Annotated in this window: 10 protein-coding genes; all 10 read right to left on the reverse strand. The window is 64.6% G+C overall.

Annotation, left to right across the window (positions count from 1 at the left end; all coding sequences use genetic code 11):
- Positions 1–10 precede the first annotated feature (10 nt).
- Positions 11–1,117, reverse strand: coding sequence for an S-(hydroxymethyl)glutathione dehydrogenase/class III alcohol dehydrogenase (locus tag M0D43_RS07930; RefSeq protein ID WP_252164211.1), 1,107 nt, complete (start codon positions 1,115–1,117; stop codon positions 11–13).
- A gap of 35 nt (positions 1,118–1,152) precedes the next feature.
- The gene (locus M0D43_RS07935) at positions 1,153–2,190 is read right to left on the reverse strand and encodes a beta-propeller fold lactonase family protein (protein ID WP_252164212.1); all 1,038 of its coding nucleotides are present in this window, start codon (positions 2,188–2,190) and stop codon (positions 1,153–1,155) included.
- Positions 2,187–2,852: a c-type cytochrome gene (locus M0D43_RS07940; RefSeq protein ID WP_252164988.1), complete on the reverse strand. Its 666-nt coding sequence runs from the start codon at positions 2,850–2,852 to the stop codon at positions 2,187–2,189. Before M0D43_RS07940 ends, M0D43_RS07935 begins: the two co-directional genes overlap by 4 nt.
- A gap of 26 nt (positions 2,853–2,878) precedes the next feature.
- Complete coding sequence (locus M0D43_RS07945) at positions 2,879–4,654, reverse strand: quinoprotein dehydrogenase-associated putative ABC transporter substrate-binding protein (RefSeq protein WP_260808083.1); 1,776 nt, start codon at positions 4,652–4,654, stop codon at positions 2,879–2,881.
- The gene (locus tag M0D43_RS07950; protein ID WP_343231753.1) at positions 4,651–6,678 is read right to left on the reverse strand and encodes a methanol/ethanol family PQQ-dependent dehydrogenase; all 2,028 of its coding nucleotides are present in this window, start codon (positions 6,676–6,678) and stop codon (positions 4,651–4,653) included. The genes M0D43_RS07945 and M0D43_RS07950 overlap by 4 nt, the downstream gene beginning before the upstream one ends.
- A gap of 492 nt (positions 6,679–7,170) precedes the next feature.
- Positions 7,171–7,800, reverse strand: a complete 630-nt coding sequence (locus M0D43_RS07955) for an HAD family hydrolase (protein ID WP_101362780.1) — start codon at positions 7,798–7,800, stop codon at positions 7,171–7,173.
- Positions 7,801–8,147: 347 nt separating this feature from the next.
- Entirely contained in the window at positions 8,148–8,867 is a 720-nt protein-coding gene (locus M0D43_RS07960) for a hypothetical protein (RefSeq protein ID WP_252164214.1), read from the reverse strand.
- A 172-nt stretch (positions 8,868–9,039) separates the two neighbouring features.
- The gene (locus M0D43_RS07965) at positions 9,040–11,028 is read right to left on the reverse strand and encodes a M1 family metallopeptidase (protein WP_252164215.1); all 1,989 of its coding nucleotides are present in this window, start codon (positions 11,026–11,028) and stop codon (positions 9,040–9,042) included.
- A 121-nt stretch (positions 11,029–11,149) separates the two neighbouring features.
- Positions 11,150–12,040, reverse strand: a complete 891-nt coding sequence (locus M0D43_RS07970) for a GGDEF domain-containing protein (RefSeq protein WP_252164216.1) — start codon at positions 12,038–12,040, stop codon at positions 11,150–11,152.
- 194 nt (positions 12,041–12,234) lie between these two features.
- Positions 12,235–12,996, reverse strand: coding sequence for a bifunctional demethylmenaquinone methyltransferase/2-methoxy-6-polyprenyl-1,4-benzoquinol methylase UbiE (gene ubiE / locus M0D43_RS07975; RefSeq protein ID WP_260808084.1), 762 nt, complete (start codon positions 12,994–12,996; stop codon positions 12,235–12,237).
- Between the last annotated feature and the right edge of the window lie 58 nt (positions 12,997–13,054).

Here is a 13,054-nt window from a genome sequence, read left to right on the forward strand (position 1 = left end):
TGCGCCTCCGTCAATACACCACGATTGATTTGATACCACGCGCCGCACGCAGGTCCGCCAACGCCTGGTTGATGTCGTCCAGGGCCAGGGTGCGCGTGATCAACGGCGCCAGTTGGATGTCGCCCTGCAGATAACGCTCGACGTAGCCGGGCAACTCGCTGCGCCCTTTGACGCCGCCGAAGGCGCTGCCGCGCCACACCCGCCCGGTCACCAGTTGAAACGGGCGCGTGCTGATTTCTTGCGTGTCATCGGCCACGCCCAGAATGACGCTTTCGCCCCAGCCCTTGTGGCAACACTCCAGCGCCGCCCGCATCGCGCCGACATCGCCGACGCATTCAAAACTGTGGTCGGCGCCACCGTCGGTCAGGTCCACGATCACCTGCTGGATCGGCGCACCATAGTCGCGCGGATCCAGACAATCGGTGGCGCCCAGCGTGCGTGCCAGTGCGAACTTGGCGGGGTCGATATCCACCGCGATGATACGGCCGGCCCGCGCCAAGACCGCGCCCTGCACCACCGACAAACCGATGCCGCCCAGCCCGAACACCGCCACGCAATCGCCTGGCCGCACATGTGTGCTGTTGAGCACCGCACCGACGCCGGTAGTGACCGTGCAGCCGAGCAGGCAGACCTGCTCCAACGGCGCATCCGGGTGGATACGTGCGACCGCGATCTCCGGAAGCACGGTGTATTCGGAAAATGTGCTGATGCCCATGTGATGCAGGATCGGCTGCCCGCGCAACGAAAACCGGCTGCTGCCATCGGGCATCAGGCCACGCTCCTGACTGCTGCGAATGGCTTGGCACAAATTCGTGCGACCGGAACGGCAGAACTTGCACACGCCGCATTCGGGCATGTACAGCGGAATCACATGATCGCCGGGCCGCACGCTGGTGACGCCGATGCCGACGTCTTCGACCACACCGGCGCCCTCCTGCCCCAGGATTGCCGGAAAGCTGCCAGCATGGCCATGCACCAGCACATGCGCATCGCCGTGACAGATGCCGGTGGCAACCAGGCGCACCAGCACCTCGCCGGGACGCGGCGGCTGCAGGTCCACTTCTTCGATGGTCAACGGCTGGTGCGGACCCCAGGCCACCGCAGCGCGTGTCTTCATCCGGCCTCCCTGACGCGCGTCGGCATGCCGGCTGCCTAGCGCGCGATGATCACGCCCCACGGCAGTTCGCCGACGGGGATCTGTTTGAGTTCGCGCAAACTGGCTGTATCGATCACGCTCACGGTGTTGGAGCGCCCGTTGGCGACATAGAGCTTGTCGCCGGCCGGCGTCAGTGCCGGATTCCACGGGCGCTGCCCGACCGGAATGTCCGCCAGGCTGCGCGCGGTGTTGAGGTCGATCACGCTGACCGTGCCGGCGCCGCCATTGGAGGCATATAGCCGCGTGCCATCGGCCGACACGGCCACACCGGCAGTACGCACGCCGGCCGGCAGACTGACGCGACGCCGACGCGTTTGCAGGTCGATCACGTCCACCACGTTGGCGGTTTCCTGTGCGATGTACACGCTGTGCCCATCAGGTGCGAATGCCATGCCGCGCGGATGCCCGCTGGTGGCCACCACGCCGCGCGATCGACGGGTCGCCAAATCAATCATGTCCATGTCGTTGGAGCCCTCGTTGCTGGTGAGCAACCACTTGCCATCCGGGGTGTAGGCGCAATGCTCCGGCGCCTGCCCGCGCGTGGCGATCACCTGCTGCACGGTGAATTGCGCCGCATCGATCAGGGTCACCTGATTCTGGCCTTCCACGCACACCGCGAACTGCTTGCCGTCCGGCGACAACGCGATGCCTTCGGCGTTCTCGCCGATGTCGACGCTGCGCAACACCGCATCTTTTTCGGTATCGAGTTCGATCAGCCGGTGATGCTCCGCGTCGATCAGGTACAGATGCCCCTGCGGGCCGGGCAATAGCTGCTGCAGGCGTTTGCCAAGCTGGCCCTGCGCGCTGAGCGTGCGCACCACGGTATCGGTGTGCGTATCGATCACCGACACCGTGCCGCTGCGCTGATTGGGCACATACGCAAACACCGGCGGCGTTGCCGGCGCCGGTGTTGCACTGCCTGTCGCTGCGGGTGCGGTAGGTGTGGCGGTGTCGCGCTGGCAGCCAGACAGCAGCAGTGTGCCCAGCATCGCTGCTGCAAGCACGCACGGCCAGCGAGCAGGCGCTGGCCTCATTGCGCCTTGCCTGCGGTCTTGTTGATCGAGTGAATGAAGGCGAGCAACTTTTCGGTATCGCCGGGCTTGAGCACCGGTCCAAACGGCGGCATCTGCCCGACCACCTTTTCATGCCCGATGCGGGTCTTGCCGTGGGTAATCATGGCGGCGGTGCCTTCGCTGATCAGCGTGCGCAAGGTGTCGTCGTCGCTGCCATACACCCAGATGTCGTTGGTCAGCGGCGGGCACATGCCACCGCCGCCAGTACCGCCGTGGCAGGCATTGCAGCCGGCCGAAAAATAGATCTTCTTGCCTTCGGCCACTAACTCCGGCGTGACCTTGACCTCGGGGCCTTTCGGAATCGGCACGATCGTGGCCGGTGGTGCGACTGGAGTCGCTGGATCCGGGGCAGGCCCGGCCGCCACATTGGGCATCGCTGCGGCTGCAGGTGCGGGTGTTGGTGCAGGCGCTGTGTTGTCGGCGGCTGGCGCAGACGCAGGCGCGCTGGCGGCCGATGGAGGCGATGCATCGGCGGCCGGAGCCGGCGGCGCGTCCTTGCCGCATGCGGCCAGTACGACGCTGAACATCAAAGCGCACAGCGGTGCGCGGACAGAATGATCGAGATAACGTTTGGTGGACGTGCGCATGAACGAACCTTTTTGATCGGAGGGAACGCCGCGCACCCCTGTGCACGCGACGGGTGACGCAATCATTTGCGGGCTGGGCGCCTGGCCTCGGTGAGCAGCGTCATCATTGCGGCGTCGCCCCGTGCCTGCGCCAGCTCTGCGGCGGTCTTGCCGTCGCGGTTGCGCGCAGACGGATCGGCACCTGCAGCCAGCAGGCGTTTGGCGACCGCTTCGCGCCCGGCCGCTGCAGCCAGCATCAACGCCGTGACGCCCGCCTGATTGGCGTGGTTGACCTCGGCGCCGCGGGCCAGCACGGCATCCAGAATCGCCGGGTCGTCGCGTGCGACGGCAAACATCACCGGCGTAAATCCGGTGGGATTGGCACGCCTCACATTCGCGCCCTTCTCCAACAGCGCCTGCACCACGTCCACGTCGGCAGACGACACCGCAAGATCCAGTGCGCTCCAGCCATCGCGGGCGACGGTGTCTACCGGCGCGCGCTTTGCAAGTAGCCTGCTGACACTGTCGGCGTCATTAGCCCAGGCGGCTTTCATCAGCGCGGTCCAGCCGCTGGCGTCGCGCGCCTCCAGGCGTGCGCCGGCATCCAACAATAGGCCGACCAGATCCGGCTCCTGATTGCGGATAGCCTGATGCAACGGCGGCTCGCCGAGCAGGTTGGCGTGATTGGCATCGGCGCCATGGCGCAGCAGCCATGCAACACGCACGCCGTCGCCGGCATCCAGCGCATGCGCCAGTTCCTGGTTCGGGGCGGCACCGTCGGCGATGCGCAGTTGCAGCTGCGCCAATTCTTGCGACAAGGCCGCCGGGCTGGGCGCAGCGGAGGTAGGCGTCGGCGTGACATACGGCCCGTGCGATGCCAGATCGCCAGCCACGATGCAGTCGCTGCAGCGCACCAGCGGCACGTGATAGCTGCGCAGGATCTCGGCGATCTTGGCGGCGTTGTCCTGCAGCGCGCTGTTCAATGCATCGCGCAGTGCGGCGTTCTTGCGCGATACCGCCCACGCCATCGAATATTCCAGCACCGCATCGTCGATGGTGTTCAACGGCACCACGCCCAGGCTGCTGCGCGCGGCGTAGTAACCGGCCACCGGGCCCCAGGATTCGGCTGCATCCAGTTCGTTGGCGGCCACACGCTCCACCAGCTTGCCTGGATGTTCTTCCGGCGCGGTGGCCGAGTCGTAGAACAGGTACTGCACCTGGCCACTGATGCCGTGTTCGTAGAGCGCCTGGCGGGCGGGTGAGCTCTGAAACACGCCCAGGCGCAGTTTTTTCAGCGCCGGATCGTCCAGCGATGTGGGCACCAGATTCAGACCCTTGCGCGTGACCAGCACGTAGGTCGAGCGGTACACCGGGCGCGTGGTCAGGCCCTGCTCGAAATCGCTGTTGAGATCCATCAGCAGATCGCAGCGGCCGGCATTGATGGTGCTGCGCGCCAGCCCGCGCTGGTAGTAGGTGCGCCATTCGTATGCCAGGCGACGGCCCATGGCATCGGCCACCACCTGCGCAATCTTGTTCTGAAAGCCTTCACCTGCCTTGTTGGACAACGGCATGTTGCCCGGGTCTGCGCACACACGCAGCACGCCCGGGTCGGGCGCGGGCGGCGGTGCGGATGCCGCTGCCGGCGCGGTTGTCGGCGAAGCGGTGGATGCCGGCGCCGCAGTGGACGCCGCATCCGAATGAGAAGCGCGAGCCGTCGGTGAAGACGGCTCGCGTGTGCAGCCTGCGGCGACGAGTCCGAGGCTACACAGCACCAGCACCTGATGCAGATGCCGGGTGATGCCGCGCACCTCGGCAGCAAGCTGCCGAGGTGCGCATCCAACGCCTTGCGTGGATGTCATCGTGCCGTCTTCGCTACTGCGTTGGCGGTGCCGCCGCCTGCGGCCGCAGTCGCAGGGGTGGCACTGGCGGTCACGGTCTTGCCGGCGCCATCGATACGGAAGGTGTGGACCATACCGCCGAGCGGGATTTTGTCGAAGCCCGCACCGAAGGCCAGCCCGGCCGCACCCAGCGCGCCATACGGATCGGACGGATCCAGACCTGCGGCCACCGGCAAGCCGATCCAACCGCCGATACCGGAGAACACCGCCACGTACTGGTGGCCGTTGGCCTTATAAGCGATCGGGTTGCCGATGATGCCGGACGGCAACTTGGTCTCCCACAGCTTCTTGCCGGTGTCCTTGTCCACCGCACGGAACCAACCATCGAGCGTGCCGTAGAACACCAGCCCGCCATCGGTGACCAGGGTGCCGCTCCACACCGGGAACTTCTCCTTGATCTCCCACTTGGACTTGCCTTCCACCACATCGAATGCCTTGACGATGCCCAATGCGCCAGGCTCGTTCGGCTTCATCATCACATTGGCGAAGACGTACGGCAGACCCATCATGGTGTTGCCGCGTTCCTGCGGTTCCAGCTCCATGTGCCAGTTGTTGGTACCGCAGAAGAACACTGCCGAATTGGCCGGATCCACCGAACACGGCTGCTGGTCCTTGCCACCCATTGCCGACGGGAACGCCTGCACTTTCTTGCCACGTTCCAGCGGCGAATGCGCAGCCACCTTCACCGGGCGACCGGTCTTCATGTCGATGCGTTCGGCCCAGTTGGCCGGCACGAATTTGTGCGCGCGCAACAGCGTGCCATCGCGACGATCGAGCACGTAGGCAAACCCGTTACGATCGAACTGCACCACCGAGGGAACTTGCTTGCCGTCGATGGTCAGATCGACCAGGATCGGCTCGTTGATACCGTCGTAATCCCATTGGTCGAACGGGGTCTTTTGGTAACCCCACACCGCCTCGCCGGTATCGATCTTGCGGGCGAACAAGGTCATCGACCACTTGTTGTCATGCTCGCCGTTGTTGCATTCCTCCTGCGAGGTCTTGCCGCAACGATACGACGGACTCCACAGGCCGGGATTGCCGGTGCCGTAATAGACCAGCTTCAACTTCGGGTCGTAGCTGTACCAGCCCCAGGCCGCGCCGCCGCCGCGCTTCCATTCTTCGTTGGGAAAGGTTTTGACGCCCAGATCGCCCAGCTGACCATGCTGTGGATTGGCCTTGTTGAAGTCCGGGCCCAGGCAGATCGCCTTGTCGGTACCGGCCGCATCGCAGGACCATGCCTGCCTGCCATCGGACAGGTTGTAGGCGGCCACGCGACCGAGCACACCGAACTCGTTGCCGCTGATGCCGGCGACCACTTTGCCATCGGCGATGATCGGCGCCATGGTGATGGTTTCACCCTTGTCCGGGTGCGCGAGTTTTTGCTTCCACACTTCCTTGCCGGTCTTGGCATCCAGCGCGATCACATCGCCGCTGAGGCTACCGAACACCAGCTTGCCGTCGGCATACGAGGCGCCGCGGTTGACCGTGTCGCAGCACGCCACCGCCACCGCCCGTTCGTCCTGTTGCGGGGTGTATTTCCACAGCACCTTACCGCCGTCGTCCTGCGCCGCCAGGTCGATGGCGAACACGTTGTTCGGATACGCGCTGACCATGTACATGATGCTGCCGATCACCAGCGGCTGGCCTTCGTGGCCGCGCGTGGCGTCGGTTTTCATCTCCCACGACATCTTTAGATTCTTGACGTTGTCGCGATTGATTTCGGCCAGCGGGCTATGCCGGGTGAGCGCGAAGTCGCGCCCAATGCCACCCCAGTTATCCGCGTTGCCTGCGTTGGCGGTGAACTCGCTGTCGGTGTCGACCACGGCCGTGGCTGCGGGTGCAGGCGTCGCGGCAGGTGCTGCAGCGGGTGCGGGCGTTGCAGTTTCGGCCGGTGTGTCTTTCTTGCAGCCAGACAGCACTGCGCTCAGCGCGAGCATGAGCAGCGCCGTGCTGCGTACGCCGCGACAGGAAGATTGGTGCATATGCGTCTACCCCTCTCGTTTGAACAACCAGTCGGTTGAAACATCCCGCGGCGCAGGCCCTGTAACTGCCAATGGCGACGCACACGTAGGAAACGTCGGGAGAAACTGAGCAAACGGCATGCCAGCGGACTGGTGCATTGCACCACGTCGAGTTAACAAGGGTTCGGAGTGATGACGGCGAGCTGAGCACTTGGCACTGTCACGGTTTTGGCACAGTTTGCGCCGGGCGTGCTGTGACACATGTGGTGCAGCCTAAGACCCGCCGGTCAGTCGGATGGGTGTGCAAGAGCGTTTTCTTGCTGCTGTTACGGAGCAAACGCAGCGCCGTATGACGAATCCAAGCGCTCAAGCTGGCTACGCAGGCTGCTTGTCTTCGCCGGAGACATGCGCGAATGGCGAGTAAGACTGCGGTGGCTGGCGATGCCGGGAGTTATTGATCGCTGGCGCTGTGCGAACAGCAAAAAGCCTGGCCAAGAACGAGAAGACGTGCGCCTAGCGTTCGCCCTGCCACTGCGCGAGCAACTGTGTGCAATCGTGTAGGCGCCAGTCGGCAAAGCCAGGCCAGGGGTCGCCAGGCGTGTTGACCAGGACGGTACAGGCACCGACGGCACGGCCGCAGGCGAGGTCATTGTGGTGGTCGCCGACCATCACCAGCGCGCTGCCCTGCACCGACCAGCGCTGTACGAAATAGTGCAGCCCATCGGGCGCGGGTTTGGGAGCAGCTTCGTCGCGGCCGACGATGTCGTCCCACGCAAACGCATCGTCTAGGCCGATCGCCTGCAAGGTGATGGTTGCCAGTTCGCGCGCATTGCGGGTGAGCATGCCAAGCCGGCACCCGGCGGCACGCAACGCACGCACCAGCGCCACTGCGCCCGGCGCGGCGCGCGCGGCCTGCGCAAGCGCGCGCTCGTGTTCGAGCAACCAGGCATGTTTGGTCGCTGCTTCGTCGGCCGGCAACGCCGCCAGGTGATGCAGGATGTCGGCCTCTGGCGGGATCTCCAGCACGCGGCGGATCAAGGCGAAGTCGTGCGCAGCCTCGGTCAGCGTGCCGTCCATGTCGAAGACCCAATGGCCGTAGTCGGATAACGAGGGAGAGAGCGCTGTGGTTGTCATGCTGTCCATTCGTGCGAAACCATGAAAGTGATCGATTCACTGCTGCAGGCGGCAGTGCGGTACAGACACAGTGCACAATCCGCAAAATCCTGAAGAGCGATTAAAGCAATTACTGCGCACACCGCCAGACGGGCGCGGCGGGTGCTCGGTTGGCATGTCCTGTGCGGACACTCCCACTCTGCCCGCGGCCCCACACACCTGACGACTGCTTGCTACGTGTGCTGACCGCCCCAAGTGCTAAGTGCCGATGCATGGCTGCGCCACCACACCGATGTCCTGCACAATCGATCAAGCGCGCCAACGCTGCGCCAGCCTGCGCGCATTGGGCCTGAGCAAACGTTTCATCCCTGCCATGCCTACTTCCATCCAGGCATCTGCGTGGTGTCCAGACCGCCGACTTCGAACTCTGCAGTGCGCGTTCCACCAGCCTTGACCGGGAAGGTAATGCTGATGCGCGTTGCGTTGCGCACCACCTTCCACAACGCTTTATCGTCATCGATGAACATGGCGATGGCTTCGTCGGTATCCGGACGGTGCGCCGCCATCGCGCGCGGTACGCCGCCATCGGCCGCAACCTGCACCTTGCAACCGCTGTAGCAATTGAAATCGCCGGCCTTGAGCACCAGGTAGCTATGGCGCTTCCACTGCGGGTGATCGCGGAACACCAGGCTGACCGGCTTGGGCCCGCTGCCGTCCACGTCCACACGTTGTTTGGCATCGATCATCGCCGAGCGCTGCGTGCCGCCCTTGGCCGGCACTTGCGAGTATTGCCACAACGCCTGCATGCGGCGCAGCTCGCGCGCCTGCTCGCCCTTGGCCTTGATATCGGCATAGCCGGGTTCGATACGCGTGGCAGCCGCAGTGCCCGCATAACCTTCGATCAAGGCCGCACCGTGCGCACGTGCCATGTCCCAGTTCTGCGCCTTGACGGCTTCGTCGTATTGCTTGGCGAGCGCATCGGCCTGGGTTTCCTTGGCCTGCGCCTGCGCGGTTGCTTGCGCCTGACGTTGCGCCTCGCGGTCGGTGCAGGCACTCAAGGCAGCGACGCACAAGGCCGCGCTCAGCAGATACTTCATCGTCGACTCCGAAAGGCGTGGGAAACAGCAGCAACGATAGCAGTGTCGCGTTGCAGGCTGCATGCACGTCGGCCGGCATTCGCGCCAGATACTCAGACACCAAACGGGGAGCACAAGGCCCCCCGTTTGTTGCACTTGCCGCCGGACTGACGGCTCTGCGTTGCGCGACGAACTACTGCTGCGTCGGCGTCGGTTTCTCTGCGGGTGCGGGTGCAGGAGCCGCAGCAGGCGTTGCCGCCTTGGCCTTGGCCAACATCTCGGCCACCGAGGCGGTGGTGATGGGGTGATAGCTGGGCTTGGCGTTTTCGAAGGCCCGTTCGGCGAACGCGATGCCGTCCGGGGTCTTCAACAATTCGGCGTAGATCGGCAGCACCAGCTTGCGACGGCCGACGCGTTCGATGAACTCGCCTGCGGCTGCACGCGCGTCGGTGTAACCGCTGCGGATCGCCAGCGGATACCAGCGCATCGCGATCTCGCCATTGGGCGTGCCGGTGAAGTGGTACGCATCATCCAGCTGCTTGAGTTGCTCGGGCTTGAGCGTGGCGCCCATGCCGCTGAGGAAGTGTACCCATTCCTGCGTGCCCCACTCGCTGGTGACCTGCTTGTTCGGCAAGGTGCCGCTGCCGCTCCAGGCAATGCGTGCGGTGTCCACGATCGAGAAGTTGCGCGAGCGGGCCTTGGCCGCAAACGCCGGAATGCCCGGCTGCTTCAGCCATGCATCCACTTCGGCTGCGCTCACCGTGTTGGGATGCTTGTCCAGCAGGTTCTTCTTGAGGTAATCGACGAACTGGTCGGTGGTCGCACTCTGGAACGCGTGATCGTCGAACCAGCCGCGCAGGAACGGGTCGAAGACCTCACGACCGAAGCGCTGCTCCAGGAACTGCAGGAACCACGCACCCTTGACGTAGGCGACCTGGCTCAAGGCCTCATCCGGGTCGCGCTGGGCCAGCGGCGGCAACTCCAGCACCTGGTCGGCCGGCGGCATGTCCTTCACTTCGGCCAGCAGATCGCCCTGGTCGATCTCGCGTTCCATCTCGGCCATCTCCGCGCCATACAGCGCCTCGGTGATGCGAGCCTGTACGTAGGTGGTGAAGCCTTCGTTGAGCCAGATGTCCTTCCAGCTGGCATTGGTCACCAGGTTGCCGGACCAGCTATGCGCCAGTTCGTGCGCGACCAGCGAGACCAGCGACTTGTCGCCGACGATCACGGTGGGCGTGGCGAAGGTCAGCCGCGGATTCTCCATGCCGCCGAACGGGAACGACGGCGGCAGCACCAGCATGTCGTAACGGCCCCAGCGATACGGGCCATACAGTTTTTCGGCGGCACCGATCATCTTTTCGGTGTCTTCGAATTCCTTGGCGGCCTTGTCGGCCATCGCCGGCTCGGCCCACACGCCCGAGCGCGCGGAAATCGGCTTGAACACCACGTCGCCGGCCGCAATGGCCAGCAAATAGGAGGGAATCGGCTCCGGCATCTTGAAGCTGTAATCGCCGTCGCGCACGGCCTTGGGGTCGTTGTCGGCGCTCATCAGCACCATCACGTCCGGGCGCGAGGTGACATGCGCGCTATAGGTGAAGCGCACGCTCGGGGTGTCCTGCAGCGGCACCCAGCTACGCGCGTGGATCGCCTGCGATTGGCTGAACATGAAAGGCAGTTGCTTGCCTTCGGTCATCGACGGTTCCAACCACTGCAGGCCCGAGGCAGTAGCTGCGGTGTGATAGGTGATGACCACCTTGCGCGGCTGATTCGGCGCTTCGATGGTGAGCTTGCTGCCGAAGGTCTTGTCGGCCGGCGCCAAGGCAAATTGCAGCGGCGACAAGCCGCCCTTGCCATCGTCGGCCTGGACCTGCGCAATGCTGAGCTCGCGCGTATCCAGCACCAATTGTTTGGCGGCCTTGTCCTTCCACTCCAGCGTGTAGGTGGCGGTGCCACCGATCTGCTTGGCATCGAAATCCAGCTTCAGGTCCAATGCCAGGTCCTTGATGACCACCAGCTGCGGCTGGGCGTAGGAACTTTCATCGTGGTTGCGGGCGTCTGCTTTCACGGGGGCCTTGGCAGTGGCGGCCGGCGCGGTGGTGGATGCCGACGGCGTGGAGTCATTGGAACAGCCGGCCAGCGCGATGGACACGGCCAGGGACAGCGACAGGAACGGGAAGCGCATCGACGGCACCGCAGCAAGGGGAATTGGGCATTTTAGCGCTCTGCGCCGCAGCCTGCCCGTGCCATCGGCGGCCGATACGCGGGATTGCCCGCCGCGTGTTGCCGCAACCGGGTTGCGGTGGTCAGGTCACAGGATGACCGCGCGGGGTGTCGTGCCCGTCGCGTACCAGACGCCGGCCGCCGGAGAACTTGGCGCGGTACATCGCCGCATCGGCGCGGCGATACAGTTCGGTGGCATCCAGCCCTTGTTCGCATACTGCACTGCCGGCACTCACATGCAGCGGCGCGTCGTCGGCATCTTCGCGCTCAAGCATCGACAGCCATTGATTGAGCTTGAGCGTGGCGTCGTCTTCGCTGGCATGGATGCCGATCAGGAATTCGTCGCCGCCCCAGCGCCCGACCCAATCCTGCGCGCCCAGCCAGCCGTAGGCCGATTCCACCAGGCGCACCAGCACGCGGTCGCCGGCCAGATGGCCGAAGCGGTCGTTGATCTGCTTGAGGTTGTCCATGTCCAGCACGAACAGCACGAACGGCCAGCCTTCGCGCTGCGAAGCAATGACCGAATCGCGCATCGCCTGTTCGCAGCCACGGCGGTTCAGCGCTTCGGTCAGCGGGTCGAACAAGGCATGTTTCTTGAGGTCGCGCATGCCGGCATCGATGCCGCGCAGGCTGCGGTTGATGCCGCGCAACAGCCGGCCCAATTCATCATCACCATGTTCCGGAAGCGTGGGCAGGCGCTGATCGGCGTAATACGCATCCAGGGCATCGGCGGCGATACGCAGCGGCGCCAGCAGGCGATACAACGCCGATAGTGTCAGCGCAGTGCCGGCCAGCGTGGCCAGCAGTGCCACGATCACCACCGACCACAGCGGGCGCCCGCCCAGTTCGCTCTGCGATGCCAGCCATGCGATCAACAGCAGCAACGGCAGATGGATGCCCACAAAGGTCACCGCCAGCAGCTTGGCGCTGAAGGAGCGGGGAAACACGCGCGAGAGTCCAGCGTACAAGCGCATCCAACTCTCCGGCAAAAGAGCACCTAGTGTCGCCGACCAATGGTGGTGCCAACGCGACGAACGTCTCATAAATTCGTTGGTGCGTCCGCCCATGCCCAGAACAGGGACGTGTCAAGCCAGCACAAGCGGGAACCCCGATATGACACACGGCGCGTGATGCACGCGCCGCGTCGGCAATCAACCCTGGATCGGATTCAGATCTTGTAGCCGGAGTGGATCGCCACGATGCCGCCGGTCAGATTCTTGTAGTGGCAGCGCGCAAATCCGGCCTCGCCCATCATGCCCTTGAGCGAATCCTGCGGCGGATGCTTGCGGATGCTTTCGGCCAGATACTGGTAGCTGTCGGCATCGCGCGCGAACAGCTGACCCAGCTTGGGCAGGATCTTGAACGAATGGAAGTCGTAGATCGGCTTGAACCACTCGGCGGTGACTTCGGAAAATTCCAGCACACGCGCCTGGCCGCCCACCTTCAGCACGCGGTACATCTCGCGCAGTGCGGCATCCTTGTCGGTGACATTGCGCAGGCCAAAGGAAATGGTCACCAGATCGAAGCTCTGGTCCGGGAACGGCAGCGCCTCGGCATTGCATTGCACGTAATCGAAGCCCGCCACCAGGCCGCGGTTGGTGAGCCGGTCGCGGCCCACCGAGAGCATGCCGGCGTTGATGTCGCCCAGCACCACGGCGCCTTCGTTGCCCACGCGCTCCTTGAGCAGCACGGCGATGTCGCCGGTGCCGCCGGCCAGATCCAGCACGCGGTCGCCCGGCTTCACCTGCGCGGTCGCCACGAAGTAGCGTTTCCATGCGCGGTGGACGCCCAGGCTCATCAGATCGTTCATCAGGTCGTAGTTGCGCGCGACCGAAGTGAACACTTCGCCGACCAGCTTCTGCTTGTCCTTGGCAGCGACATCGCGAAAGCCGAAATGGGTGGTACCGGAGGTATAGGGGGATTCGCTCATGGGCGGATTATCGCACTGCTGACGCCACCATGACCGCAACGGGACCACAATCGCGAAC

The organism is Xanthomonas prunicola, from assembly GCF_025266575.1.
Classification (GTDB): Bacteria; Pseudomonadota; Gammaproteobacteria; order Xanthomonadales; family Xanthomonadaceae; genus Xanthomonas; species Xanthomonas prunicola.